This window comes from Enterobacter adelaidei, assembly GCF_041937165.1.
GTDB classification, from domain to species: domain Bacteria; phylum Pseudomonadota; class Gammaproteobacteria; order Enterobacterales; family Enterobacteriaceae; genus Enterobacter; species Enterobacter adelaidei.
In genome coordinates this window covers 4,078,174-4,103,995 of sequence record NZ_CP154353.1, presented here as the reverse complement: position 1 = coordinate 4,103,995, position 25,822 = coordinate 4,078,174, and the positions used below count along the sequence as shown (strand labels likewise).

The 25,822-nt window shown below is 53.7% G+C and carries 24 protein-coding genes and 2 tRNA genes; 20 read left to right on the top strand and 6 right to left on the bottom strand.

Going from position 1 to position 25,822, the window contains the following annotated elements; translation table 11 throughout:
* Positions 1-10: 10 nt before the first annotated feature.
* The 5 genes from ftsH (at position 11) to AAHF05_RS19910 (ending at position 4,874) form a co-directional block, all read left to right on the top strand.
* Positions 11-1,945 (top strand): ATP-dependent zinc metalloprotease FtsH, encoded by a 1,935-nt coding sequence (ftsH, locus tag AAHF05_RS19930; RefSeq protein ID WP_014833437.1) that lies wholly within the window; start codon positions 11-13, stop codon positions 1,943-1,945.
* Positions 1,946-2,043: 98 nt separating this feature from the next.
* The gene (gene folP / locus AAHF05_RS19925; RefSeq protein WP_028017043.1) at positions 2,044-2,892 is read left to right on the top strand and encodes a dihydropteroate synthase; all 849 of its coding nucleotides are present in this window, start codon (positions 2,044-2,046) and stop codon (positions 2,890-2,892) included.
* On the top strand, positions 2,885-4,222 hold the full coding sequence (glmM, locus tag AAHF05_RS19920) for a phosphoglucosamine mutase (RefSeq protein WP_028017044.1): 1,338 nt from the start codon (positions 2,885-2,887) through the stop codon (positions 4,220-4,222). The genes folP and glmM overlap by 8 nt, the downstream gene beginning before the upstream one ends.
* 223 nt (positions 4,223-4,445) lie before the next feature.
* Positions 4,446-4,778, top strand: coding sequence for a preprotein translocase subunit SecG (secG, locus tag AAHF05_RS19915; RefSeq protein ID WP_023309338.1), 333 nt, complete (start codon positions 4,446-4,448; stop codon positions 4,776-4,778).
* Positions 4,779-4,787: 9 nt separating this feature from the next.
* Positions 4,788-4,874, top strand: a tRNA-Leu gene (locus tag AAHF05_RS19910).
* A 104-nt stretch (positions 4,875-4,978) separates the two neighbouring features.
* Here AAHF05_RS19910 and argG read toward each other — a convergent pair.
* A complete protein-coding gene (gene argG, locus AAHF05_RS19905; RefSeq protein ID WP_028017045.1) occupies positions 4,979-6,325 on the bottom strand; it encodes an argininosuccinate synthase in 1,347 nt (448 codons plus the stop codon).
* 286 nt (positions 6,326-6,611) lie between these two features.
* Between argG and AAHF05_RS19900 the strand changes: the two genes are divergently transcribed.
* From AAHF05_RS19900 to mtr, 12 genes are all read left to right on the top strand, one after another.
* Positions 6,612-6,688, top strand: a tRNA-Met gene (locus AAHF05_RS19900).
* A 207-nt stretch (positions 6,689-6,895) separates the two neighbouring features.
* A complete protein-coding gene (gene rimP / locus AAHF05_RS19895; protein ID WP_014833432.1) occupies positions 6,896-7,348 on the top strand; it encodes a ribosome maturation factor RimP in 453 nt (150 codons plus the stop codon).
* A gap of 28 nt (positions 7,349-7,376) precedes the next feature.
* Entirely contained in the window at positions 7,377-8,879 is a 1,503-nt protein-coding gene (gene nusA / locus AAHF05_RS19890; protein WP_028017046.1) for a transcription termination factor NusA, read from the top strand.
* 24 nt (positions 8,880-8,903) lie between these two features.
* Complete coding sequence (gene infB / locus AAHF05_RS19885; RefSeq protein WP_028017047.1) at positions 8,904-11,594, top strand: translation initiation factor IF-2; 2,691 nt, start codon at positions 8,904-8,906, stop codon at positions 11,592-11,594.
* Positions 11,595-11,683: 89 nt separating this feature from the next.
* Entirely contained in the window at positions 11,684-12,088 is a 405-nt protein-coding gene (rbfA, locus tag AAHF05_RS19880; protein WP_003024988.1) for a 30S ribosome-binding factor RbfA, read from the top strand.
* On the top strand, positions 12,088-13,038 hold the full coding sequence (truB, locus tag AAHF05_RS19875) for a tRNA pseudouridine(55) synthase TruB (RefSeq protein WP_028017048.1): 951 nt from the start codon (positions 12,088-12,090) through the stop codon (positions 13,036-13,038). The genes rbfA and truB overlap by 1 nt, the downstream gene beginning before the upstream one ends.
* A gap of 154 nt (positions 13,039-13,192) precedes the next feature.
* Positions 13,193-13,462 (top strand): 30S ribosomal protein S15, encoded by a 270-nt coding sequence (gene rpsO, locus AAHF05_RS19870; protein WP_003861789.1) that lies wholly within the window; start codon positions 13,193-13,195, stop codon positions 13,460-13,462.
* A 242-nt stretch (positions 13,463-13,704) separates the two neighbouring features.
* Positions 13,705-15,843, top strand: coding sequence for a polyribonucleotide nucleotidyltransferase (gene pnp, locus AAHF05_RS19865; protein ID WP_129324186.1), 2,139 nt, complete (start codon positions 13,705-13,707; stop codon positions 15,841-15,843).
* A gap of 108 nt (positions 15,844-15,951) precedes the next feature.
* Positions 15,952-16,836, top strand: a complete 885-nt coding sequence (gene nlpI, locus AAHF05_RS19860; RefSeq protein WP_008501476.1) for a lipoprotein NlpI — start codon at positions 15,952-15,954, stop codon at positions 16,834-16,836.
* A gap of 107 nt (positions 16,837-16,943) precedes the next feature.
* Positions 16,944-17,024: a protein YrbN gene (yrbN, locus tag AAHF05_RS19855; protein ID WP_097533792.1), complete on the top strand. Its 81-nt coding sequence runs from the start codon at positions 16,944-16,946 to the stop codon at positions 17,022-17,024.
* Entirely contained in the window at positions 17,017-18,906 is a 1,890-nt protein-coding gene (locus tag AAHF05_RS19850) for a DEAD/DEAH family ATP-dependent RNA helicase (RefSeq protein WP_028017050.1), read from the top strand. Before yrbN ends, AAHF05_RS19850 begins: the two co-directional genes overlap by 8 nt.
* Before the next feature lie 142 nt (positions 18,907-19,048).
* The gene (mtr, locus tag AAHF05_RS19845; protein ID WP_129324185.1) at positions 19,049-20,293 is read left to right on the top strand and encodes a tryptophan permease; all 1,245 of its coding nucleotides are present in this window, start codon (positions 19,049-19,051) and stop codon (positions 20,291-20,293) included.
* Positions 20,294-20,350: 57 nt separating this feature from the next.
* On the opposite strand, the gene AAHF05_RS19840 is transcribed toward mtr, so the two are convergent.
* The 3 genes from AAHF05_RS19840 to AAHF05_RS19830 all read right to left on the bottom strand — a co-directional run bounded on the left by AAHF05_RS19840 (position 20,351) and on the right by AAHF05_RS19830 (position 23,323).
* Entirely contained in the window at positions 20,351-21,352 is a 1,002-nt protein-coding gene (locus AAHF05_RS19840; protein WP_108091079.1) for a luciferase-like monooxygenase, read from the bottom strand.
* 89 nt (positions 21,353-21,441) lie between these two features.
* On the bottom strand, positions 21,442-22,320 hold the full coding sequence (locus AAHF05_RS19835) for a U32 family peptidase (protein ID WP_108091078.1): 879 nt from the start codon (positions 22,318-22,320) through the stop codon (positions 21,442-21,444).
* Between the two features lie 7 nt (positions 22,321-22,327).
* Positions 22,328-23,323: a peptidase U32 family protein gene (locus tag AAHF05_RS19830; protein ID WP_028017054.1), complete on the bottom strand. Its 996-nt coding sequence runs from the start codon at positions 23,321-23,323 to the stop codon at positions 22,328-22,330.
* A 211-nt stretch (positions 23,324-23,534) separates the two neighbouring features.
* Here AAHF05_RS19830 and AAHF05_RS19825 point away from each other — a divergent pair, with 211 nt between their 5' ends.
* A complete protein-coding gene (locus AAHF05_RS19825) occupies positions 23,535-24,059 on the top strand; it encodes an SCP2 domain-containing protein (protein WP_129324184.1) in 525 nt (174 codons plus the stop codon).
* Entirely contained in the window at positions 24,053-24,556 is a 504-nt protein-coding gene (locus AAHF05_RS19820; RefSeq protein WP_028017056.1) for a GNAT family N-acetyltransferase, read from the top strand. Before AAHF05_RS19825 ends, AAHF05_RS19820 begins: the two co-directional genes overlap by 7 nt.
* Here AAHF05_RS19820 and AAHF05_RS19815 read toward each other — a convergent pair.
* Complete coding sequence (locus AAHF05_RS19815; protein ID WP_080282778.1) at positions 24,543-24,872, bottom strand: GIY-YIG nuclease family protein; 330 nt, start codon at positions 24,870-24,872, stop codon at positions 24,543-24,545. The two genes, AAHF05_RS19820 and AAHF05_RS19815, sit on opposite strands and share 14 nt — an antisense overlap.
* 14 nt (positions 24,873-24,886) lie before the next feature.
* Between AAHF05_RS19815 and AAHF05_RS19810 the strand changes: the two genes are divergently transcribed.
* Positions 24,887-25,321: a YhbP family protein gene (locus AAHF05_RS19810; protein WP_129324214.1), complete on the top strand. Its 435-nt coding sequence runs from the start codon at positions 24,887-24,889 to the stop codon at positions 25,319-25,321.
* Here the strand turns inward: AAHF05_RS19810 and AAHF05_RS19805 are convergent.
* Positions 25,301-25,819: a type 1 glutamine amidotransferase domain-containing protein gene (locus tag AAHF05_RS19805; RefSeq protein WP_129324183.1), complete on the bottom strand. Its 519-nt coding sequence runs from the start codon at positions 25,817-25,819 to the stop codon at positions 25,301-25,303. The two genes, AAHF05_RS19810 and AAHF05_RS19805, sit on opposite strands and share 21 nt — an antisense overlap.
* Between the last annotated feature and the right edge of the window lie 3 nt (positions 25,820-25,822).

Sequence of the window (25,822 nt, the reverse complement as noted above, 5' to 3'; positions counted from 1 at the left end):
CTTGAGTGACATGGCGAAAAACCTAATTCTCTGGCTGGTCATTGCCGTTGTGCTGATGTCAGTATTCCAGAGCTTTGGGCCCAGCGAGTCGAATGGCCGCAAGGTGGATTATTCTACCTTCCTGCAGGAGGTCAATCAGGACCAGGTTCGCGAAGCGCGTATCAACGGACGTGAGATCAACGTTACCAAGAAAGATAGTAACCGTTACACGACTTACATCCCGGTGAACGATCCTAAGCTGCTTGATAACCTTCTGACTAAAAACGTCAAGGTGGTAGGTGAGCCGCCAGAAGAACCAAGCCTGCTGGCTTCTATCTTCATTTCCTGGTTCCCGATGCTGCTTCTTATCGGCGTTTGGATCTTCTTTATGCGTCAGATGCAGGGCGGCGGTGGCAAAGGTGCCATGTCGTTCGGTAAGAGCAAGGCGCGTATGCTGACGGAAGACCAGATCAAGACCACGTTCGCTGACGTTGCCGGGTGTGACGAAGCGAAAGAAGAGGTCGGTGAACTGGTTGAATACCTGCGCGAGCCGAGCCGTTTCCAGAAACTGGGCGGTAAGATCCCGAAAGGCGTCCTGATGGTTGGCCCTCCGGGTACCGGTAAAACCCTGCTGGCGAAAGCTATCGCGGGTGAAGCGAAGGTGCCGTTCTTTACCATTTCGGGTTCTGACTTCGTAGAAATGTTCGTGGGTGTCGGTGCATCTCGTGTGCGTGACATGTTCGAGCAGGCTAAGAAGGCGGCACCGTGCATTATCTTCATCGATGAAATCGACGCCGTTGGCCGCCAGCGTGGCGCGGGTCTGGGTGGCGGTCACGATGAACGTGAACAAACGCTGAACCAGATGCTGGTTGAGATGGACGGTTTCGAAGGTAACGAAGGTATCATCGTTATCGCGGCGACTAACCGTCCTGACGTACTTGACCCTGCGCTGCTGCGTCCAGGCCGTTTCGACCGTCAGGTTGTGGTGGGTCTGCCAGATGTTCGCGGTCGTGAACAGATTCTGAAAGTCCATATGCGTCGCGTACCCCTGGCGCCAGATATCGACGCGGCAATTATTGCGCGCGGTACCCCGGGCTTCTCCGGTGCGGACCTGGCTAACCTCGTCAACGAAGCAGCACTGTTTGCCGCTCGCGGTAACAAGCGTGTTGTGTCGATGGTAGAGTTCGAGAAAGCGAAAGACAAAATCATGATGGGTGCGGAACGTCGCTCCATGGTGATGACCGAAGCGCAGAAAGAGTCCACGGCGTACCACGAAGCGGGTCACGCGATTATCGGCCGCCTGGTACCGGAACACGATCCGGTGCATAAAGTAACGATTATTCCGCGCGGTCGAGCGCTGGGTGTGACCTTCTTCCTGCCTGAAGGTGACGCGATCAGCGCCAGCCGTCAGAAACTGGAAAGTCAGATTTCTACCCTGTACGGCGGTCGTCTGGCGGAAGAGATTATCTACGGTGCGGAACATGTTTCTACCGGTGCGTCTAACGACATTAAAGTCGCGACAAACCTGGCGCGTAACATGGTGACTCAGTGGGGCTTCTCCGACAAACTCGGTCCACTGCTGTATGCAGAGGAAGAGGGCGAAGTATTCCTGGGTCGTTCTGTGGCAAAAGCGAAACATATGTCCGATGAGACTGCACGTATCATCGACCAGGAAGTGAAAGCGCTGATTGAACGTAACTACGGTCGCGCACGTCAGATCCTGAACGACAATATGGACATCCTGCATTCGATGAAAGATGCGCTCATGAAATATGAGACCATCGATGCTCCGCAGATTGACGACCTGATGGCCCGCCGCGAAGTGCGTCCGCCAGCAGGCTGGGAAGACCCAGGTGCTTCCAACAATTCTGACAACAATGGCACCCCGCGTGCGCCGCGTCCGGTTGATGAACCGCGTACGCCAAACCCGGGCAACACCATGTCAGAACAGTTGGGCGATAAGTAAGTCACTGCTGTTGAAGCATTTGTCTGTACCTCAAACCCTGGAGCTTGCTCCGGGGTTTTTCTTTTCTGTTTAACCTTGAAAATACCAGGGATTTTGCCATGAAACTATTCGCTCAGGACTCGCATCTCGACCTCTCACATCCCCATGTGATGGGGATCCTGAATGTTACCCCTGATTCCTTCTCCGACGGTGGTACGCATAACACGCTCATCGAGGCGGTTAAGCACGCAAATTTAATGATCAATGCAGGTGCAACGATCATTGACGTTGGCGGCGAATCGACGCGTCCTGGTGCGGCGGACGTTTCTGTGGAAGAAGAGCTGGCGCGCGTAGTACCGGTGGTGGAAGCGATAGCACAGCGATTTGAGGTCTGGATCTCTGTTGATACATCCAAGCCAGAAGTGATTCGTGAAGTGGCGAGAGTAGGTGCTCACATTATCAATGATATCCGTTCGCTTACCGAACCTGGCGCACTTGAAGCCGCTGCGGAAACCGGCTTGCCGGTTTGCCTGATGCATATGCAAGGGCAACCGAAAACCATGCAGGAAGCGCCAAAGTATGATGATGTGTATGCCGATGTGAATCGCTTCTTTATTGAGCATATTGCGCGCTGCGAACGTGCAGGTATCGCAAAAGAGAAATTGCTGCTCGACCCGGGGTTCGGTTTCGGTAAAAATCTCTCCCACAATTATGCATTGCTTGCGCGCTTATCGGAATTTCATCACTTTAACCTGCCGCTGCTGGTGGGGATGTCGAGAAAGTCGATGATTGGTCAGTTACTGAATGTGGGGCCAGGGGAACGCCTGAGTGGTAGTCTGGCCTGCGCGGTGATTGCGGCGATGCAAGGTGCGCACATTATCCGTGTCCATGACGTCAAAGAAACAGTAGAAGCCATGCGTGTGGTGGAAGCCACACTGGCAGCGAAGGAAAACAAACGCTATGAGTAATCGTAAATATTTTGGTACCGATGGTATCCGTGGGCGTGTAGGCGATGCTCCAATCACTCCTGATTTTGTCCTGAAGCTTGGCTGGGCTGCTGGCAAGGTACTGGCGCGTCATGGCTCCCGTAAGATCATTATCGGTAAAGACACCCGTATTTCGGGCTATATGCTGGAATCCGCGCTGGAAGCGGGTCTTGCGGCTGCCGGGCTATCCGCCTCCTTTACGGGCCCAATGCCAACACCTGCAGTCGCGTACCTGACGCGTACTTTCCGTGCAGAAGCGGGGATTGTTATTTCGGCGTCACACAACCCGTTCTATGACAACGGTATCAAGTTCTTCTCCATTGATGGCACCAAGTTGCCGGATGAAGTGGAAGAGGCTATCGAAGCCGAAATGGAAAAAGAGATCACCTGTGTCGATTCCGCAGAACTGGGTAAAGCCAACCGTATCGTCGATGCGGCGGGTCGTTATATCGAATTCTGCAAAGGGACATTCCCGAACGAGCTGAGTCTGGCGCATCTCAAAATTGTGGTGGACTGTGCAAACGGTGCGACCTACCACATTGCCCCGAATGTTTTCCGTGAACTGGGCGCAAAAGTGATTACCATTGGGTGTGAGCCGGATGGTCTGAACATTAACGAGCAGGTCGGAGCGACAGACGTTCGTGCCCTGCAGGCGCGTGTGCTGGCGGAAAAAGCCGACCTGGGTATTGCGCTGGACGGCGACGGTGACCGCGTGATCATGGTAGACCACGAAGGCAATAAGGTCGATGGTGACCAGATCCTGTATATCATCGCGCGTGAAGGTTTGCGTCAGGGTCAGTTGCGCGGCGGCGCAGTCGGCACCTTAATGAGTAACATGGGCCTGGAACTGGCGCTGAAACAGCTTGGTATTCCGTTTGTTCGCGCGAAAGTGGGCGACCGCTACGTGCTGGAAAAACTGCAGGAGAAGGGCTGGCGAATTGGCGCAGAGAACTCCGGTCACGTGATTCTGCTCGACAAAACCACCACCGGTGACGGTATTGTCGCCGCACTGCAGGTGGTTGCGGCCATGGCGCGCAACCATATGAGCCTGCACGATCTGTGCAGCGGTATGAAAATGTTCCCACAGATCCTGGTGAACGTTCGGTTTACCGCCGGTAAAGGCGATCCGCTGGAAAATGATAACGTGAAAGCGGTGATGGCCGATGTTGAAGCTGCCCTGGGCAACCGTGGACGCGTACTGTTGCGTAAGTCTGGTACTGAACCACTGATTCGCGTCATGGTGGAAGGTGAAGACGAAGCGCAGGTTAATGAATTTGCGCACCGTATCGCGGATGCCGTAAAAGCTGCATAATCTTGCACGCTAAATGTTTAAAAAGGCGGCTTTTGTCGCCTTTGTTTTGAGCAATTAATGGCTTTTTGCTGTTTTTTTCCGCAGTTGATACAATGCGTCAAAAATGCCCTTGCGAAGGTCATTCGCTTTGGTTAGTATTCACACCCGCTTCAGTGGGAAACAAAAATCCTGCTAATTGGTCGAAGCATTGGTATGCGGCAAATCCGCAAGGAACAGGTTGATTATGTACGAAGCTCTTTTAGTTGTTTTCCTTATTGTAGCCATCGCTCTCGTAGCGCTGATTATGCTGCAGCAAGGTAAAGGCGCTGATATGGGAGCCTCCTTCGGAGCAGGCGCTTCCGGTACGCTGTTCGGTTCAAGTGGTTCTGCGAACTTCATGACCCGCACAACGGCGATTCTGGCTACGCTGTTCTTCATCATCAGTCTGGTGCTTGGCAATATCAACAGCAACAAGACCAGCAAAGGAAGCGAGTGGGAAAATCTGAGCGCGCCAGCAAAAACTGAGCAAACTCAGCCAGCTGCTCCGGCTAAGCCGACCAGCGATATCCCGCACTAAGTATTCTGTACCGAGGTGGTGGAATTGGTAGACACGCTACCTTGAGGTGGTAGTGCCCTAACGGGCTTGTGGGTTCGAGTCCCATCCTCGGTACCAATATTCCAGAAGAAAGACGTCGAAAGACGTCTTTTTTTTCGTCTGTGGATTAACAGGCATAAAAAAGGCGTCCATCGGACGCCTTTTGCATTTCTTGTCAGCGATTACTTCTTATCGCTGTGCTCCAGGTTTTCAACCTGTGGCAGTCCATTACCGGAACTGGCAGAGAGCAGGCCATTCTCAACATAGTTAAACAGCTTCGCACGGGTATCGGTGATGTCCAGGTTACGCATGGTTAACTGGCCAATACGATCGTCCGGAGAGAACACAGATTCCCCTTTCTCCATGGTCAGACGTTCTGCTTTGTAAGTCAGGTTGTCAGACACGGTGTTCAGGATGGAGTAGTCGTTACCGCGACGCAGTTCCAGCGTAACTTCACCAGTGATTGCACTTGCAACCCAACGTTGCAGGGAGTCACGCAGCATCAGTGCCTGCGGATCGAACCAGCGGCCCTGATACAGCAGTTTGCCCAGTTGACGGCCATGAGAGTGATACTGCTCAATGGTATCTTCGTTGTGAATACCGGTCAGCAGACGCTCGTATGCGATATGCAGCAGCGCCATCCCCGGGGCTTCATAGATGCCACGGCTTTTCGCTTCAATGATACGGTTTTCAATCTGATCGCTCATGCCCAGACCGTGACGACCACCGATACGGTTTGCTTCCAGCATCAGCTCAACATCGTCAGAGAAGGTTTTGCCGTTCAGCGCAACCGGATGACCACGTTCGAAACGCACGGTCACTTCTTCCGCCTGGATTTTGACGTTTTCGTCCCAGAACTTCACACCCATGATTGGGTTAACGATCTTCACGCTGGAATTCAGGAACTCCAGGTCTTTTGCTTCGTGCGTCGCACCCAGCATGTTTGAGTCGGTGGAATAGGCTTTCTCGACTGACATCTTGTAGTCAAAACCACAGGCGATCATGAATTCGGACATCTCATGACGGCCACCCAGCTCGTCGATGAAGTCAGTATCCAGCCACGGTTTGTAGATTTGCAGTTCAGCGTTCGTCAGCAGACCATAACGATAGAAACGTTCGATATCGTTGCCTTTATAGGTGCTGCCGTCACCCCAGATGTTCACGCCATCTTCTTTCATGGCCGCAACCAGCATCGTTCCGGTCACGGCACGGCCCAGTGGGGTGGTGTTGAAATAGGTCAGGCCGCCGGTGGTATTATGGAACGCACCGCACTGAATAGCCGCGATACCTTCAGCGACCAGTTGCTTACGGCAGTCAATCAGACGTGCGTTCTCTGCGCCATATTCCATGGCACGACGAGGGATCGCATCATAATCTTCCTCATCTGGCTGACCGAGGTTCGCAGTATATGCATACGGAACCGCTCCCTTCTGGCGCATCCACAGCAGTGCAGCGCTGGTATCCAGGCCGCCTGAGAAAGCGATGCCAATACGTTGTCCTACCGGAAGATGCTTGAGAATCGTCGTCATATAATAAAACCCTGCTTGATTGACTGATTAGAGACCGCTTTCGCTATCTGTGCATTTTTATGCAAAATAAGTGAGTATTCATTTAATCATCTTTTGTCGATGACCGAAAGAGACTCCTGCGTTTTTTGTAAAAATTTTGGTCTGATTGCTCTGACGGAAGTCGCCTTGACAGGTGGGGTCAACTATCAATATACTGAACGCCGATTTTACGTCCCGTCTTCGGTACCAAATCCCAGCATTATTTGCAAATTCTGTCCAAAACGCGTAGAATTTGCCACGTTTCAGGCGCGGGGTGGAGCAGCCTGGTAGCTCGTCGGGCTCATAACCCGAAGGTCGTCGGTTCAAATCCGGCCCCCGCAACCACTTTCCCATAAAGTTCTTTTTCAAATATACTGTGAAGACTTAGAGCCTTCGTAGCTGGATTTGAAAAAATTCTTTCGGAAAGTGCTCCAGGCCACAGTTGTGGCTATAGGGTTCAGTTATCTAAAGCCCCGATTTATCGGGGTTTTTTGTTATCTGACTACAGAATAACTGGGCTTTACGCCCTTTTTTTATGTCTTGGGGGTGGGCTTGTCCACATTAGAGCAAAAATTAACAGAGATGATTACTGCACCGGTCGAAGCACTGGGCTACGAACTGGTCGGCATCGAATTCGTTCGCGGCCGTACATCGACGCTGCGCATCTATATTGATAGTGAAGATGGCATCAATGTTGATGATTGTGCTGATGTTAGCCACCAGGTGAGTGCGGTTCTTGATGTTGAAGACCCGATTACCGTTGCGTACAACCTGGAAGTTTCCTCACCTGGCCTCGATCGCCCGATGTTCACGGCCGAACACTATGTGCGTTTTACCGGTGAAGAAGTGGCTCTCGTTCTGCGTATGGCCGTACAGAACCGCCGTAAATGGCAGGGAATTATCAAAGCCGTTGATGGTGAAATGATCACGGTAACAGTCGAAGGCAAAGATGAAGTGTTCGCGCTGAGTAATATCCAGAAGGCGAACCTGGTTCCCCACTTTTAACAGTCTGGATTGAGGTGAAAAGCCCGCGATGAACAAAGAAATTTTGGCTGTTGTTGAAGCCGTCTCCAATGAGAAATCACTGCCGCGTGAGAAGATTTTCGAAGCGCTGGAAAGTGCACTGGCTACAGCAACCAAGAAAAAATACGAGCAAGAGATCGATGTTCGCGTAGAAATCGATCGTAAAAGCGGTGACTTCGATACATTCCGTCGTTGGGTAATCGTTGAAGAAGTGACCCAGCCGACCAAAGAGATCACCCTGGAAGCGGCACGTTTTGAAGACGAAAGTCTGAACGTGGGTGAATACGTTGAAGATCAGATTGAATCTGTGACTTTCGACCGTATCACGACCCAAACCGCGAAACAGGTTATCGTGCAGAAAGTGCGTGAAGCCGAGCGCGCGCTGGTTGTTGACCAGTTCCGCGATCAGGAAGGCGAAATCATTACTGGCGTGGTGAAGAAAGTGAACCGCGACAACATCTCTCTGGAAATCAAATCCGAAGGGATGCCGGGTAACGCTGAAGCGGTAATTCTGCGTGAAGATATGCTGCCGCGTGAAAACTTCCGTCCAGGTGACCGTATTCGTGGTGTTCTGTATGCCGTGCGTCCTGAAGCGCGTGGTGCACAGCTGTTCGTGACCCGTTCTAAACCAGAAATGCTGGTTGAACTGTTCCGTATCGAAGTACCGGAAATCGGCGAAGAAGTTATCGAGATTAAAGCAGCGGCTCGCGATCCGGGCTCTCGTGCGAAAATTGCGGTGAAAACCAACGACAAGCGTATCGACCCAGTCGGTGCTTGCGTCGGTATGCGTGGTGCGCGTGTTCAGGCTGTCTCTACTGAGCTTGGCGGCGAGCGTATTGATATCGTTCTGTGGGACGATAACCCGGCGCAGTTCGTGATCAACGCAATGGCTCCAGCTGATGTGGCGTCTATCGTTGTTGACGAAGATAAACACACCATGGATATCGCAGTTGAAGCGGGCAACCTGGCTCAGGCAATCGGCCGTAATGGTCAGAACGTTCGCCTGGCGTCTCAGCTGAGCGGCTGGGAACTCAACGTCATGACCGTTGATGACCTGCAGGCTAAGCATCAGGCTGAAGCCCACGCGGCGATCGATACCTTCACGAAGTACCTGGATATTGACGAAGATTTCGCCACTGTTCTGGTTGAAGAAGGTTTCTCTACGCTGGAAGAACTGGCCTATGTGCCAATGAAAGAGCTGCTGGAAATTGACGGTCTGGATGAGCCAACCGTTGAAGCCCTGCGTGAACGCGCTAAAAACGCACTGACCACCCTGGCACTGGCTCAGGAAGAAAGCCTTGGCGATAAGAAGCCGGCTGATGACCTGCTGAATCTGGAAGGTCTTGATCGTGCGATTGCGTTCAAGCTGGCTGCCCGTGGTGTTTGTACGCTGGAAGATCTCGCTGAGCAAGGCGTTGATGACCTGGCTGATATCGAAGGTTTAACCGACGAGAAAGCCGGCGAGCTCATCATGGCCGCACGTAATATTTGCTGGTTCGGCGACGAAGCGTAATAAACTGTAGCAGGAAGGAACAGCATGACTGATGTAACTGTAAAATCGCTGGCTGCTGAGATTCAGACCTCCGTGGACCGCCTGGTACAGCAATTTGCTGATGCAGGGATCCCGAAGTCCGCTGATGACTCGGTGACCGCGCAAGAAAAACAAACCTTGTTAACGCATCTGAACCGTGAACACGGTTCGACGCCTGACAAGTTAACGCTGCAACGCAAAACGCGTAGCACGTTAAACATCCCAGGTACCGGCGGCAAAAGCAAATCGGTACAAATTGAAGTCCGCAAGACGCGCACCTTTGTAAAACGTGATCCGCAAGAGGCAGAACGCCTTGCCGCGGAAGAGCAGGCACAGCGTGAAGCGGAAGAACAAGCTCAGCGTGAGGCGGAAGCAACCGCTAAACGTGAAGCAGAATTAAAAGCTGAACGTGAGGCCGCAGAAAAAGCGAAACGCGACGCAAGTGATAAAGTGAAGCGTGACGCTGCGGAAAAAGACAAAGTGAGCAATCAACAGACAGACGAAATGACCAAAACCGCCCAGGCTGAAAAAGCCCGCCGTGAAAATGAAGCTGCCGAGCTGAAGCGTAAAGCGGAAGAAGAAGCCCGTCGTAAGCTGGAAGAAGAAGCACGTCGTGTGGCTGAAGAAGCACGTCGTATGGCAGAAGAAAACGAGAAGAACGGTGTTGATACCGCTGAGCAGTCTGAAGATACCAGCGACTATCACGTGACCACTTCTCAGCACGCACGTCAGGCTGAAGATGATAACGACCGTGAAGTTGAAGGCGGTCGTGGTCGTGGTCGCAATGCGAAAGCAGCGCGTCCGGCGAAAAAAGGCAATAAACACGCCGAGTCTAAAGCTGACCGTGAAGAAGCGCGTGCAGCGGTACGTGGTGGTAAAGGTGGCAAACAGCGTAAAGGTTCTTCGCTGCAGCAGGGCTTCCAGAAGCCAGCTCAGGCCGTTAACCGTGACGTTGTGATCGGCGAAACCATCACCGTTGGCGATCTGGCGAACAAGATGGCAGTTAAAGGCTCTCAGGTCATCAAAGCGATGATGAAGCTGGGCGCAATGGCGACCATCAACCAGGTTATCGACCAGGAAACCGCACAGCTGGTTGCCGAAGAGATGGGCCACAAAGTTATCCTGCGTCGTGAAAACGAGCTGGAAGAAGCGGTAATGAGCGACCGTGACACCGGTGCAGCGGCTGAGCCGCGTGCGCCAGTGGTGACCATCATGGGTCACGTTGACCACGGTAAAACCTCTCTGCTCGACTACATTCGTTCTACGAAAGTGGCCTCCGGTGAAGCGGGTGGTATTACCCAGCACATCGGTGCTTACCACGTAGAAACTGACAACGGTATGATCACCTTCCTGGATACCCCAGGCCACGCCGCGTTTACCTCAATGCGTGCTCGTGGTGCTCAGGCGACAGATATCGTTGTTCTGGTTGTTGCTGCTGACGATGGCGTTATGCCACAGACTATCGAAGCTATCCAGCACGCGAAAGCGGCGGGTGTGCCGGTCGTGGTTGCAGTGAACAAGATCGATAAGCCAGAAGCGGATCCTGATCGTGTTAAAAACGAACTGTCCCAGTACGGCATCATGCCAGAAGAGTGGGGCGGTGAAAGCCAGTTCGTACACGTGTCTGCGAAAGCAGGTACCGGTATCGACGAGCTGCTGGACGCGATCCTGCTGCAGGCTGAAGTTCTGGAACTGAAAGCGATCCGTAACGGTATGGCGAGCGGCGCTGTTATCGAATCCTTCCTGGATAAAGGCCGTGGCCCTGTAGCTACCGTTCTGGTTCGCGAAGGTACGCTGCATAAAGGCGATATCGTCCTGTGTGGTTTCGAATACGGTCGTGTTCGTGCGATGCGTAACGAACTGGGTCAGGAAGTCCTGGAAGCAGGTCCGTCCATTCCAGTGGAAATCCTGGGTCTGTCCGGTGTTCCGGCTGCCGGTGATGAAGTGACCGTTGTGCGTGACGAGAAGAAAGCGCGTGAAGTTGCACTGTATCGTCAGGGCAAATTCCGTGAAGTTAAACTGGCTCGTCAGCAGAAATCTAAACTCGAGAACATGTTTGCCAACATGACCGAGGGCGAAGTTCACGAAGTGAACGTTGTTCTGAAAGCCGACGTTCAGGGTTCTGTGGAAGCGATCTCCGACTCCTTGCTGAAACTGTCCACCGACGAAGTTAAAGTGAAGATCATCGGTTCTGGTGTAGGTGGTATCACCGAAACTGACGCAACCCTGGCTGCAGCGTCCAACGCCATCCTGGTTGGCTTCAACGTGCGTGCTGATGCTTCTGCTCGCCGCGTGATCGAAGCGGAAAGCCTGGATCTGCGTTACTACTCCGTCATCTATAACCTGATCGACGAAGTGAAAGCTGCGATGAGCGGTATGCTGTCTCCTGAGCTGAAACAGCAGATCATCGGTCTGGCTGAAGTACGTGACGTGTTCAAATCACCGAAATTCGGTGCGATCGCGGGCTGTATGGTTACCGAAGGTATCATCAAGCGTCACAACCCAATCCGTGTCCTGCGCGACAACGTGGTTATCTATGAAGGCGAGCTGGAATCTCTGCGCCGCTTCAAAGATGACGTGAACGAAGTCCGTAACGGTATGGAATGTGGTATCGGCGTGAAGAACTACAACGACGTTCGCGTTGGCGATATGATCGAAGTGTTCGAGATCATCGAAATTCAGCGTACCATCGCTTAATGACCGATTGTAGGCCGGGATCGCCTCGCGCCACCCGGCAATAATTTAAAAAAGGGGCTTTAGCCCCTTTTTTGTCTGGAGAATTTATTATGGCGAAAGAATTTGGTCGCCCTCAGCGCGTAGCGCAGGAAATGCAGAAAGAGATCGCCCTCATTCTGCAACGTGAAATTAAAGACCCTCGCGTGGGTATGATGACCACCGTGTCTGGCGTAGAAATGTCCCGTGACCTGGCGTATGCCAAAGTGTTCGTGACTTTCCTGAACGATCAGGATGAAGCCGCAGTTAAAAACGGTATCAAAGCCCTTCAGGAAGCCTCTGGTTTCATCCGCTCTCTGCTTGGTAAAGCGATGCGTCTGCGTATCGTGCCTGAGCTGACCTTCTTCTACGACAACTCGCTGGTCGAAGGTATGCGTATGTCTAACCTGGTAACCAGCGTGGTGAAACATGACGACGAACGTCGTGTTAACCCAGCGGACGACAGCAAGGAGGACTAATGAGTCGTCCTCGTCGTCGTGGTCGCGACGTGCATGGTGTGCTGCTGCTGGATAAACCCCAGGGCGCTTCCAGCAACGACGTGCTGCAAAAAGTTAAGCGTATTTTTAACGCCAACCGTGCGGGTCACACCGGTGCGCTGGACCCTCTGGCAACCGGTATGCTGCCGGTTTGTCTGGGGGAGGCGACAAAGTTTTCCCAGTACCTGCTCGACTCCGATAAGCGTTACCGCGTGATTGCAAAGCTTGGCCAGCGTACGGATACCTCCGACGCGGACGGCCAGGTGGTAGAAGAGCGTCCGGTGACATTCAGCGCGGAACAGCTTGATGCTGCGCTGGAGAGCTTCCGTGGAGACACGATGCAGGTGCCGTCGATGTATTCGGCGCTGAAATATCAGGGAAAAAAACTCTACGAATATGCACGCCAGGGCATTGAAGTCCCGCGTGAAGCCCGTCCGATAACCGTGTATGAGCTGCTGTTTATTCGCCACGAAGGGGATGAGCTGGAGCTGGAAGTACACTGTTCGAAAGGCACCTATATTCGCACCATCATCGACGATCTCGGTGAAAAACTGGGCTGCGGCGCGCATGTTATCTACCTGCGCCGCCTTGCGGTGAGTAAGTATCCAGTAGAGCGGATGGTGACTCTTGAACATCTTCGCGCGTTGGTTGAACAGGCTGAAGCCCAGGGGATTGCTCCGGCAGATTTACTGGATCCATTGCTGATGCCGATGGATAGTCCGGCAGCAGACTTCCCTGTAGTTAATCTTCCTTTAACATCGTCCGTTTACTTTAAGAACGGAAACCCGGTTCGTACGGCTGATGCGCCGCTGGAAGGTCTGGTACGCGTGACTGAAGGTGATGAAGGTAAGTTTATTGGGATGGGCGAAATGGATGGTGAAGGGCGCGTTGCGCCGCGCCGTCTGGTCGTCGAATACCCGGTAGAAGCGTGACGGCGATAACGGCTCACCTTGCGATAAGCAGGGGAGACGAGTAGAATATTGCCGCTTAACGCCTGGTAAATTGTTTAACAATCTGCGGGGCGTACATTGGATTGCTGAATTAGAGATCGGCATCCTTACATTCTTTATACTTTGGAGTTTGAAAATGTCTCTAAGCGTTGAAGCTAAAGCTAAAATCGTTTCTGAGTTTGGTCGTGGTACTAACGACAGCGGTTCTACCGAAGTTCAGGTTGCACTGCTGACTGCACAGATTAACCACCTGCAGGGTCACTTTGCAGAGCACAAAAAAGATCACCACAGCCGTCGTGGTCTGCTGCGCATGGTTTCTCAGCGTCGTAAACTGCTCGACTACCTGAAACGTAAAGATGTTGCACGCTACACCGCGCTGATCGAGCGTCTGGGTCTGCGTCGCTAAGTCTTGCGAGTTTCAGAAAAGGGGGCCTGATGGCCCCTTTTTTCAACCAGACGGCAGCAATTCACTGGAAACTATTGTATTGTTGCTATAAATGATCTTCATTGCAGAGGTTCGCGCGGCTAATGAGAGGCTTCACCCATGAGGGTGTCGGTTGTCATTAGTCGCGAGGATGCGAAGAAGGTCGGGTTAAATCGACAGCACGCCGTGGGTGTGCTGTCAAACATTTAAGAAAGGACAGAACTTTGCTGAATCCGATCGTTCGTAAATTCCAGTATGGTCAACATACCGTCACGCTGGAAACCGGCATGATGGCACGTCAGGCTACTGCTGCCGTTATGGTAAGCATGGATGACACCGCGGTATTCGTGACCGTAGTGGGCCAGAAAAAAGCAAAACCAGGTCAGGACTTCTTCCCGCTGACCGTTAACTACCAGGAGCGTACTTACGCTGCCGGTAAAATCCCAGGTGGTTTCTTCCGTCGTGAAGGCCGTCCAAGCGAAGGCGAAACCCTGATCGCGCGTCTGATTGACCGCCCGGTTCGCCCGCTGTTCCCGGAAGGTTTCGTGAACGAAGTTCAGGTTATCGCGACCGTTGTTTCCGTTAACCCACAGGTTAACCCGGACATCGTAGCGATGATCGGTGCATCTGCTGCCCTGTCACTGTCTGGTATTCCATTCAATGGCCCAATCGGTGCCGCGCGCGTCGGTTACATCAACGACCAGTACGTACTGAACCCAACTCAGGAAGAGCTGAAAGAAAGTAAGCTGGACCTGGTGGTTGCCGGTACTGAAGCGGCAGTGCTGATGGTTGAATCCGAAGCTGAACTGCTGAGCGAAGACCAGATGCTGGGCGCTGTGGTATTTGGTCACGACCAGCAGCAGGTTGTTATCCAGAACATCAACGACCTGGTGAAAGAAGCCGGTAAGCCACGTTGGGACTGGCAGCCAGAAGCGGCAAACGACGCGCTGAACGCACGCGTTGCTGCGCTGGCAGAATCTCGTCTGAGCGATGCGTACCGTATCACTGACAAACAGGAGCGTTACGCTCAGGTTGACGTGATCAAATCTGACGTTACCGCTGCCCTGGTTGCTGAAGACGAAACGCTGGACGCTAACGAAATTGGCGAAATCCTGCACGCAATCGAGAAAAACGTTGTTCGTGGCCGCGTTCTGGCTGGTGAGCCGCGTATTGATGGTCGCGAAAAAGACATGATCCGTGGTCTGGACGTTCGTACTGGCGTACTGCCACGTACTCACGGTTCTGCGCTGTTCACCCGCGGTGAAACTCAGGCGCTGGTGACGGCAACTCTGGGTACTGCCCGTGATGCACAGATCATCGACGAACTGATGGGCGAGCGTACTGACAGCTTCCTGTTCCACTATAACTTCCCTCCGTACTCCGTAGGTGAAACCGGTATGGTGGGTTCACCGAAGCGTCGTGAAATTGGTCACGGTCGTCTGGCGAAGCGCGGTGTGCTGGCAGTGATGCCAGACGCAGACAAATTCCCGTACACCGTTCGTGTGGTTTCTGAAATCACCGAATCTAACGGTTCTTCTTCTATGGCTTCCGTGTGTGGTGCCTCTCTGGCGCTGATGGATGCAGGCGTGCCAATCAAAGCCGCTGTTGCGGGTATCGCAATGGGTCTGGTGAAAGAAGGCGACAACTTTGTTGTTCTGTCTGACATTCTGGGCGACGAAGACCACCTGGGCGATATGGACTTCAAAGTGGCGGGTTCCCGCGACGGTATCTCTGCGCTGCAGATGGATATCAAAATTGAAGGTATCACCAAAGAGATCATGCAGGTTGCTCTGAACCAGGCTAAAGGTGCACGTCTGCACATCCTGGGCGTGATGGAACAGGCTATCAACGCGCCACGCGGTGATATCTCTGAATTCGCACCGCGTATTCACACCATCAAGATCAATCCAGACAAGATCAAAGATGTTATCGGTAAGGGCGGTTCCGTAATCCGTGCTCTGACCGAGGAGACCGGCACCACCATCGAAATCGAAGATGACGGTACTGTGAAGATCGCAGCAACCGATGGCGAGAAAGCGAAATTCGCTATCCGTCGTATCGAAGAAATCACTGCAGAAATCGAAGTGGGCCGCGTCTATGCAGGTAAAGTGACTCGTATCGTTGACTTTGGCGCGTTCGTTGCCATCGGTGGCGGTAAAGAAGGTCTGGTTCACATCTCTCAGATCGCTGACAAGCGCGTTGAGAAAGTGACCGATTATCTGCAGATGGGCCAGGAAGTACCGGTTAAAGTTCTGGAAGTTGACCGCCAGGGCCGTATCCGTCTGAGCATTAAAGAAGCAACCGAGCAGTCTCAGCCAGCTGCTGCGCCAGAAGCACAGGCAGCAGAACAGCAAGGCGAGTAAGTTGCCATTTGCCCTCCGCTTTGCGGAGGGCCTATTATCAGGCAGGACGCCTTGTTAAGCCGCCGGGGGACAGGACGTTCATCCAATAGTTGTCTTCGGGAGTGGGAAATGAAGCCTTTTTTGCGCTGGTGTTTCGTTGCGACAGCTCTAACGCTGGCAGGATGCAGCAACTCTGCCTGGCGTAAGAGCGAAGTCCTCGCAGTGCCATTGCAACCGACTTTGCAGCAGGAAGTGATTCTGGCACGCATGGAACAAATTCTTGCCAGTCGGGCTTTAACCGATGACGAACGCGCACAGCTTTTATATGAGCGCGGAGTGTTGTATGATAGTCTCGGTCTGAGGGCATTGGCGCGAAATGATTTTTCACAAGCGCTGGCAATCCGACCTGATATGCCTGAAGTATTCAATTACTTAGGCATTTATTTAACGCAGGCAGGCAATTTTGATGCTGCCTATGAAGCGTTTGATTCTGTACTTGAGCTTGATCCAACTTACAACTACGCGCACTTGAATCGCGGTATCGCATTATATTACGGCGGTCGTGACAAGTTAGCGCAAGATGATCTGCTGGCGTTTTATCAAGACGATCCTAATGATCCTTTCCGTAGCCTGTGGCTTTACATCGTTGAGCGGAAGCTCGATGAGAAGCAGGCAAAAGAGGCACTGAAACAGCGCTTCGATAAATCGGACAAGGAACAGTGGGGATGGAACATTGTCGAGTTCTACCTGGGCAACATCAGCGAAGCAACGCTGATGGAACGCCTCAAGGCGGACGCAACGGATAACACCTCGCTCGCTGAGCATCTCAGTGAAACCAACTTCTATTTAGGTAAGTACTACCTAAGTCTGGGGGATAAGGACAGCGCTACGGCACTGTTCAAATTAGCGGTTGCTAACAACGTACACAACTTCGTTGAGCACCGTTATGCATTGTTGGAATTATCGCTCTTGGGCCAGGAGCAAGACGACCTGGCAGAATCGGACCAGCAATAGCTGACGACATAAACATCAGCCCGTAATCTTTTGATTGCCATCACCTTAACTGGTGAGGGCGTTGTTGTTCGTCAATACATCTAATTTGAGCCGGTTCACACTTTTCAATGAAAATTGCAGATCATTTTCACGATGAGCTAAGTAGACTGGCCGCCATTGACATTGAGGCACTCGTACTACATGGCTGAATTCGAAACCACTTTTGCAGATCTGGGCCTGAAGGCTCCTATCCTTGAAGCCCTTAACGATCTGGGTTACGAAAAACCATCTCCGATCCAGGCAGAATGTATCCCACATCTGCTCTCTGGTCGTGACGTGCTGGGCATGGCCCAGACTGGTAGCGGTAAAACTGCGGCGTTCTCGCTGCCGCTGCTGAACAACATTGATCCGGACCTGCGTGCACCGCAGATCCTCGTCCTGGCTCCAACCCGTGAACTGGCTGTTCAGGTTGCTGAAGCAATGACGGAATTCTCTAAACATATGCGCGGCGTAAACGTGGTAGCCCTGTACGGCGGCCAGCGTTATGACGTGCAGTTACGCGCCCTGCGCCAGGGCCCACAGATTGTTGTCGGTACGCCGGGCCGTCTGCTGGATCACCTGAAGCGCGGTACTCTGGACCTCTCTAAACTGAGCGGCCTGGTACTGGATGAAGCAGATGAAATGCTGCGTATGGGCTTCATCGAAGACGTAGAAACTATCATGGCGCAGATCCCGGACGGTCATCAGACCGCGCTGTTCTCTGCAACCATGCCAGAAGCGATTCGTCGCATTACCCGCCGCTTCATGAAAGAGCCGCAGGAAGTGCGTATTCAGTCCAGCGTCACCACTCGCCCGGACATCAGCCAGAGCTACTGGTCTGTATACGGCATGCGCAAAAACGAAGCGCTGGTACGTTTCCTGGAAGCGGAAGATTTTGATGCGGCGATTATCTTCGTTCGTACCAAAAACGCGACCCTGGAAGTGGCTGAAGCGCTTGAGCGTAGCGGCTACAACAGCGCAGCGCTGAACGGCGACATGAATCAGGCTCTGCGTGAGCAGACTCTGGAGCGTCTGAAAGACGGTCGTCTGGATATCCTGATTGCAACCGACGTGGCAGCACGTGGTCTGGACGTTGAGCGTATCAGCCTGGTTGTTAACTACGACATCCCGATGGACTCCGAGTCTTACGTTCACCGTATCGGCCGTACCGGTCGTGCGGGTCGTGCGGGTCGTGCTCTGCTGTTCGTTGAGAACCGTGAGCGTCGTCTGCTGCGTAACATCGAACGCACCATGAAGCTGACCATTCCAGAAGCTGACCTGCCAAACGCAGAACTGCTGGGCAAACGCCGTCTGGAGAAATTCGCCGCGAAAGTTCAGCAGCAGCTGGAAAGCAGCGATCTGGATCAGTACCGTGCACTGCTGTCGCAGATTCAGCCAACCGCTGAAGGCGAAGAGCTGGATATGGAAACCCTGGCTGCAGCACTGCTGAAAATGGCGCAAGGCGAACGTAGCCTGATCGTGCCACCAGATGCACCAATGCGTCCTAAGCGTGAATTCCGTGACCGTGACGATCGCTTCGAACGTCGTGGCGACCGTAACGATCGTGGCCCACGTGGCGACCGTCCAGAGCGCGGTGGTGAAGACCGTCCACGTCGTGAGCGTCGTGACGCGGGCGACATGGAGCTATACCGCATTGAGGTGGGCCGTGATGATGGTGTTGAAGTTCGTCATATCGTTGGCGCGATCGCTAACGAAGGCGACATCAGCAGCCGTTACATTGGTAACATCAAGCTGTTCGCATCCCACTCTACCATTGAGCTGCCAAAAGGCATGCCGGGCGAAGTACTGCAGCACTTTACTCGCACCCGCATCCTGAACAAGCCGATGAACATGCAGCTGCTGGGCGATGCACAGCCACGTCCTGACCGTGGCGGCGAACGTCGTGGCGGTGGTCGCGGTTTCGGTGGTGAGCGTCGTGAAGGTGGTCGCAGCGAAGGTCGTGGCGGTGAAGGTCGTCGTTTCTCCGGCGAGCGCCGTGAAAACCGTGGCCCACGTCGTGACGAAGGTTCAAGCCGTCGTCGTGACGCGTAAGCCTTACGCCACTGACGTAAAGTAAAATATACAGCCCCGATAAACGCTATCGGGGCTTTTTTTATTTCTTTTGTACTCCTGTACTGGTACAGTGCTGCACATTAAAATGCATCACCGCATTATTGACTGGAGAAATGGCTGTATGGCGACACTAACCACCACACAAACGTCACCTTCGCTGCTTGGCGGCGTGGTGATCATCGGCGGAACCATTATTGGGGCCGGGATGTTCTCCCTGCCCGTGGTCATGTCCGGTGCGTGGTTCTTCTGGTCGCTGGCGGCGCTGGTCTTTACCTGGTTCTGTATGCTCCATTCCGGGCTGATGATCCTCGAAGCGAACCTGAACTACCGTATTGGTTCGAGCTTCGACACCATTACCAAAGATCTTTTAGGTAAAGGCTGGAACCTGGTGAACGGCCTCTCCATCGCGTTTGTGCTTTACATCCTGACCTACGCATATATTTCAGCAAGCGGCTCGATTCTGCATCACACCTTTTCGGAGATGTCGCTGAACGTTCCGGCGCGTCTGGCGGGGCTGTGTTTTGCCCTTGGCGTGGCGTTTATCGTCTGGATGAGTACCAAAGCGGTGAGCCGCATGACGGCGATTGTGCTGGGTGCTAAGGTCATCACCTTCTTCCTGACCTTCGGCAGCCTGCTGGGGCACGTCACTCCCGCTACACTGTTTAACGTTGCCGAAGTGAATACCTCCTATACGCCGTACCTGCTGATGACGCTACCGTTCTGTCTGGCGTCGTTCGGCTACCACGGCAATGTGCCGAGCCTGATGAAGTACTACGGCAAAGATCCGCGTACGATTGTGAAATGCCTGGTCTACGGTACGCTGCTGGCGTTGGGTCTGTATGTGATTTGGCTGCTGGGGACGATGGGTAATATCCCGCGTCCGGAATTTATCGGCATTGCGCAGAAGGGCGGTAACATCGATGTGCTGGTGCAGGCACTGAGCGGCGTACTGAACAGCCGTAGTCTGGATCTCTTGCTGGTGGTGTTCTCCAACTTTGCCGTGGCGAGCTCTTTCCTCGGCGTAACGCTGGGCCTGTTTGACTACCTGGCGGATCTGTTTGGCTTTGATGATTCTGCTATGGGGCGCTTCAAAACCGCGCTGCTGACCTTCCTGCCACCGATTGTGGGTGGCCTGCTGTGGCCGAACGGCTTCCTGTATGCCATCGGCTATGCCGGACTGGCGGCAACCATCTGGGCGGCAATTGTGCCGGCGCTGCTGGCGCGAAAATCACGTAAACGCTTCGGCAGCCCTAAATTCCGCGTCTGGGGCGGCAAGCCAATGATTGTGCTGATTCTGGTGTTTGGTATCGGTAACGCGCTGGTGCACGTGCTGTCGAGCTTTAACCTGTTGCCTGTGTATCAGTAAACGCCTCTTTTCACCCTCTCCCTTTGGGAGAGGGCCGGAGTAACAAAACACACTTCCCTACATTTCTTCTTTCACCTGCATCGCCAGCTCAAACGAATGCAAACGCGCCTGGTGATCGAAAATCTGGCCGTTAACCATAATCTCATCCGCCTGCGTTTCACGCAGCACCGCTTCAAGCCCGTGACGCACTTTCGCCTTATCGCCCACCAGAGACATGCTCAGCGCCTGCTGCACGCCATACTGCTCGGAAGCGGACCACAGCTGATGCATATTCTCCACCGGTGGCGGGAGTTGACCCGTCTCGCCGCGGCGCAGCTTCACAAACGCCTGCTGCATGGAGGTGAACAGGAATTCCGCGTCGCGATTGCTGTCGGCGGCAATGATGTTGATACACACCATCGCGTACGGTTTTTCCAGACGTTCAGATGGTTTGAAGTTCGTGCGGTAGAGATGCAGCGCCTGATGCAGCATATCCGGCGCGAAGTGTGAGGCAAACGCAAATGGCAGCCCCAGCTGTGCGGCAAGCTGTGCGCTGTAGAGGCTTGAGCCCAGCAACCACACCGGGATCTTCTCGCCGTAGCCCGGAACCGGGCGCACGTGTGGGTTCGGGTCCCGCGCATCGAACCAGTCCACCAGTTCCGCCACATCGCGTGGGAAGTTGTCGATATCCCCACTCATATGGCGACGTAGCGCGCGCATGGTCGGTTGATCGCTGCCCGGCGCACGGCCAAGCCCTAAATCAATGCGCCCTGGATAGAGGGTATTGAGCGTACCAAACTGCTCGGCAATCACCAGGGGCGCATGGTTCGGCAGCATGACGCCACCGGATCCGAGATGCAGCGTGGTGGTGTTCGCCGCCAGATAGCCAATCAGTACTGATGTCGCGGCACTGGCGATACCCACCATATTGTGGTGTTCCGCCAGCCAGTAGCGGTGATAGCCACGTTTTTCGGCAAGAAGAGCAAGATCCAGAGAGTGGGAAAAGGCCTCGCCCGCTGAGGAGCCTTGTGGGATCGGCGCCAGATCCAGCACCGAAAACGGAATGGTTTTATCAGTCATAACAGCTCACTTTGTCGACGGTGAATCTTTTAATAGTGCATTAAAAATTAATAACCGTTGTTAACAAAGTGAGCCTTTACACTTTATCGCTATGCCTGCAGTTCCAGCCCGGCGAGGCGCTTCCAGTAACCGTTGCAGTCGCTGTTAGCGGTCAGCGGCAGCGGAGATGTCCCGTTTTCATTGGCGCGGAAGGCGTCCAGCATTGCGAACACGCTGGTATCCAGCGGCGACAGACGCACCATGTCTACCAGCCCGTTCATCGATGCCAGCTCATTGCCCAGGTTATAGACATAACCGCTCATGGTCTGAATACCGTTCAGAACAAATACCTGCTGATTCTCCTGAGACAGCATGCTGCGCCCGTTCGGGTACTTGATGCAGCAGGTTTCGCACTCGTCTTTCGGGCGATCTTCCGAGCGCGCGGTAAAGCAACGGGCAGAGTAGGCCAGCGGCAGGTGGCCGTAACTGAGCACTTCCACTTCAAACTGATTGCGAATGCCTAACTCTTCGCACTGAGTCAGCAGGTTTACCAGCCAGTCGCGGGAGAGTTCTACCGGCATGCACCAGCGCGTCATCCCCTGTTTGAGCAGCAGACGCAGGGTGACGGCGTTATAGCAGTTCAGCGCATGACCCGCGACAAACGGCAACTTGCGTTCAGCGCACATGTTCACCACGCCCAGATCGCTCGCTTCCAGCAGGAACTCGCCGTTCTCAACGTAACGCTTCAGTTCTCCCAGTTCGGAAGAGGCTTGTACCAGTGCGAGCGTTGAAAGCACCACCTGTTTGCCGCTTCCGGCCAGGTTTTTTGCCATATCCAGCCAGTCGCCGACCTTAGTGGCGCGGCGTTTGCTGCACACGGCTTCACCGAGATAAATCACATCGGCGCTGCTGGTGGCGGCCTGTTGGTAAAAATCTTCCAGCGTCTCTTTTGACCAGTAGTAGAGCACCGGCCCTAATGAATATTTCATGGTTATCTCACTGCCATTTACGGTGATACGCGCCAAGCGTGGTTTGCGTGCCTTCGGACATCGAGCCGAGCGTCTCCATCCAGGCCGGTTGTGGGGCGTAGTTCTGCGGATCGGCCATGCAGCGGTCGATGGCCTGACGCCAGACTTTCGCCACCTGGCTCACGTACGCCGGGCTGCGCTGGCGACCTTCGATTTTTACCGAGGCAATATTGGCCGCCAGCAGTTCCGGCAGCAGTTCCAGCGTGTTGAGGCTGGTGGGTTCTTCCAGCGCGTGGTAACGCTCGCCATCGACCAGATAGCGACCTTTACACAGCGTCGGATAGCCAGCGTTTTCACCATCCTGATAGCGGTCGATCAGTACTTCATTCAGACGAGACTCCAGCCCCTGCGGCGTCTGCTGCCAGCGAACAAAGCGGGCAGGGGAGCAGGCCCCGACGGTATTCGGCGATTCACCGGTTAAATAAGAGGAAAGATAGCAACGGCCTTCAGCCATGATGCACAGGCTACCAAAAGCAAAAACTTCCAGCGGCACTGGCGTGACGCGCGCGAGTTGCTTAACCTGATGAATAGAGAGCACACGCGGCAACACCACGCGGGCCACGTCAAAGTGTTGATGGTAAAAACGCACGGCCTCTTCGTTAGTGGCAGATGCCTGAACAGAGACATGGCGCTCAATATGGGGATAGCGTTCTGCCGCATACTCAAGCATAGCGAGGTCGGCCAGGATTAGCGCATCCGCACCCAGTTGTGCCGCCATATCCACCGCACGCTGCCAGCGGGCATAGCCATCAGGATGGGCAAAAGTATTGATGGCGATATGCAGTTTGCGGCGGTGCTGGTGAACGAAGTTAACGGCTTCCTGAAGCTTTTTCTCCGTAAAGTTGAGGCCAGCAAAATGGCGGGCGTTGGTGTCATCTTTCAGCCCGATATAGACCGCATCGGCCCCATTTTCGATGGCCGCCTTAAGCGCCGGAAGGTTTCCGGCTGGGCAGAGCAGCTCCATAATTTATCCTGATGTAGTCGATCGCAAAATTGTTAACGAGCTGGGATTTTAATTAACCCATACGCGACAATTTTTGATTTAAGGCAGCTAATGGCGTATTGATGGCACCAATAATGAGGTACGGCGGACGACGGTTTGTTGATTTACGCCGCTATGTTGCGCTTCGGATATGGCAAAATAGCAGGACTATAGATATCAGGGAGTAAAGCTCGTGCTGGATAAACTGCGTTCACGTCTCGTACAATTTGGTCCATCAATGCTGAGCGTGCCGGTCAAGCTGGCACCGTTCGCACTTAAACGTCAGGTGCTGGAGCAGGTCCTGAGCTGGCAGTTCCGCCAGGCGCTGCAGGACGGCGAGCTGGAGTTTCTGGAAGGCCGCTGGCTAAGCATTGAAGTGCGTGACATCGGGCTACGTTGGTTTACCTCCGTTGAGAATGACCAGCTGATCGTACGTGAATCCGCTGACGCGGATGTGAGCTTTAGCGCCAACGCCAGAGATCTGCTGATGATTGCCGCGCGTAAGCAAGATCCGGATACGCTCTTCTTCCAGCGTCGTCTGGTCATTGAAGGCGATACGGAGCTGGGCCTGTACGTTAAGAATTTAATGGATGCCATTGAGCTGGAGCAGATGCCAAAAGCGCTGCGTGTCATGTTGATGCAAATGGCAGATTTCGTTGAGGCTGGGCTGAAAAGCCCGCCGGAAAGCAAACACACTTCAGTAGGTGAGCCATGCTGATTCGAGTTGAAATTGGGATTGATGCACCGGGAATTGATGCGTTGCTACGCCGCTCTTTTGAGAGCGATGCCGAGGCCCAACTGGTCCACGATCTCCGTGAAGACGGCCTAATTACGCTGGGGCTGGTTGCTACCGATGACGAAGGTCAGGTGGTCGGCTATGTGGCCTTCAGTCCGGTCATCGTTCAGGGCGAAGATCTTCAGTGGGTGGGAATGGCACCGCTGGCGGTAGATGAAAACTATCGCGGGCAAGGGCTGGCACGTCAGCTGGTCTATGAAGGGCTGGATTCGCTGAATGAGTTTGGTTATGCAGCCGTTGTCACGCTGGGCGATCCGGCGTTCTATGGTCGTTTAGGCTTTGAGCAGGCCGCGCATTACGATCTGCGCTGCCGCTGGCCGGGTACGGAATCTGCTTTCCAGGTCCATCGCCTGGCGGACGACGCGCTTAACGGCGTCAATGGTCTGGTCGAGTACCACGACCATTTCAATCGCTTTTAATCAGGCGCTCACGTAGCGCCTCAAACGAGCCGTCTCCGCTCACGAGGCGCTCTTTCTGGCGCTTCGTCAACTGCTTAATACGGTATTCCAGTCTTAGCGCCAGCGATCTGTCACCAACAGGTGCTGAAAAGGCGAGTTGTAGTTCTCCTTTCCCCCGCAGTGCTTTTGCCCCTTTTCCCGTTTGATGTTGTAAAAAACGCCGCGCCACATCGGTAGTGATCCCGGTGTAGAGTGCGTTATCAGCGGTTCGGACAAGATAGAGAAACCAGCACACGGTAAACAGATTCAGTATGTTAAGGTGAACGCACCATAGCATGAGAGAGAATGAAAATGGAAACACTGGCCACCATTAACCGCTGGCTGGCGAAACAGCATGTCGTCACCTGGTGCGTGTACAGCGAGGGTGAGATGTGGTGCGCAAACGCGTTTTACTACTACGATCCGGATCGTGTGGCCTTTTATATCATGAGTGAAGATAAGACACGTCATGCACAGATGACTGGCCAGCAGGCGAAGGTCGCGGGCACGGTGAATGGCCAGCCTAAAACGGTCGCAATGATCCGTGGGTTGCAGTTTAAAGGGGAAATCCGTCGTCTGGACAGAGAAGAGAGCGACGCGCGTCGTAAGCTTTACACGCGCCGCTTTCCGGTTGCCGCTGCGCTAAAAGCCCCGGTATGGGAAATCCGCCTTGATGAGCTGAAATTTACCGACAATACCCTGGGCTTTGGCAAGAAGCTGCACTGGCTACGCGCCGAGCAGGCGTAGCGCTTCGCGGTTAAATGCCGGAAGATCGTCCGGGGTTCGGCTGGTGATCAGCTGGTCTTTGGCGTTGACCACTTCCTGATCGTAAAACTCGGCTCCCGCATTTTTCAGATCGATAACGATCGGTTTCACAGCCGTGAGCTTACGCCCGCGTACAACCTCAGCGCTGATGAGCAGTTGCGGGCCGTGGCAGATGGCAAAGACCGGTTTGCCGGTAGAGACAAAGTCCCGTGTAAAGGTCACGAAGCGTTCGTCGCCGCGCAGGGAATCCGGTGAATGGCCGCCAGGTAACAGCAAGGCGTCAAAATCTGACGGGCTAACGTTATCGATAGTCTCGTCGATGGTCACGCTGGCCTCGCCCTTATGACCTTTCACCGTTTTGCCCGCTTCTTTCTCAATGGTGATGACCTCATGTCCCGCCTTGCGGAACGCCTCGGCTGGAGAGGTGAATTCTGAATCTTCAAACTCGTCGGTAATCAAGACTGCGATTTTTTTGCCCATGCT

Coding starts and splice junctions, on each gene's coding strand:
- AAHF05_RS19805 (WP_129324183.1), bottom strand. CDS start 25,819: ATGGGCAAAAAAATCGCAGTCTTGATTACCGACGAGTTTGAAGATTCA.
- AAHF05_RS19820 (WP_028017056.1), top strand. CDS start 24,053: ATGCTGATTCGAGTTGAAATTGGGATTGATGCACCGGGAATTGATGCG.
- argG (WP_028017045.1), bottom strand. CDS start 6,325: ATGACGACGATTCTCAAGCATCTTCCGGTAGGACAACGTATTGGCATC.
- folP (WP_028017043.1), top strand. CDS start 2,044: ATGAAACTATTCGCTCAGGACTCGCATCTCGACCTCTCACATCCCCAT.
- AAHF05_RS19840 (WP_108091079.1), bottom strand. CDS start 21,352: ATGACTGATAAAACCATTCCGTTTTCGGTGCTGGATCTGGCGCCGATC.
- rbfA (WP_003024988.1), top strand. CDS start 11,684: ATGGCGAAAGAATTTGGTCGCCCTCAGCGCGTAGCGCAGGAAATGCAG.
- mtr (WP_129324185.1), top strand. CDS start 19,049: ATGGCGACACTAACCACCACACAAACGTCACCTTCGCTGCTTGGCGGC.
- AAHF05_RS19835 (WP_108091078.1), bottom strand. CDS start 22,320: ATGAAATATTCATTAGGGCCGGTGCTCTACTACTGGTCAAAAGAGACG.
- truB (WP_028017048.1), top strand. CDS start 12,088: ATGAGTCGTCCTCGTCGTCGTGGTCGCGACGTGCATGGTGTGCTGCTG.
- AAHF05_RS19810 (WP_129324214.1), top strand. CDS start 24,887: ATGGAAACACTGGCCACCATTAACCGCTGGCTGGCGAAACAGCATGTC.
- secG (WP_023309338.1), top strand. CDS start 4,446: ATGTACGAAGCTCTTTTAGTTGTTTTCCTTATTGTAGCCATCGCTCTC.
- infB (WP_028017047.1), top strand. CDS start 8,904: ATGACTGATGTAACTGTAAAATCGCTGGCTGCTGAGATTCAGACCTCC.
- glmM (WP_028017044.1), top strand. CDS start 2,885: ATGAGTAATCGTAAATATTTTGGTACCGATGGTATCCGTGGGCGTGTA.
- AAHF05_RS19850 (WP_028017050.1), top strand. CDS start 17,017: ATGGCTGAATTCGAAACCACTTTTGCAGATCTGGGCCTGAAGGCTCCT.
- AAHF05_RS19830 (WP_028017054.1), bottom strand. CDS start 23,323: ATGGAGCTGCTCTGCCCAGCCGGAAACCTTCCGGCGCTTAAGGCGGCC.
- rpsO (WP_003861789.1), top strand. CDS start 13,193: ATGTCTCTAAGCGTTGAAGCTAAAGCTAAAATCGTTTCTGAGTTTGGT.
- ftsH (WP_014833437.1), top strand. CDS start 11: ATGGCGAAAAACCTAATTCTCTGGCTGGTCATTGCCGTTGTGCTGATG.
- AAHF05_RS19815 (WP_080282778.1), bottom strand. CDS start 24,872: ATGCTATGGTGCGTTCACCTTAACATACTGAATCTGTTTACCGTGTGC.
- nusA (WP_028017046.1), top strand. CDS start 7,377: ATGAACAAAGAAATTTTGGCTGTTGTTGAAGCCGTCTCCAATGAGAAA.
- nlpI (WP_008501476.1), top strand. CDS start 15,952: ATGAAGCCTTTTTTGCGCTGGTGTTTCGTTGCGACAGCTCTAACGCTG.
- yrbN (WP_097533792.1), top strand. CDS start 16,944: ATGAAAATTGCAGATCATTTTCACGATGAGCTAAGTAGACTGGCCGCC.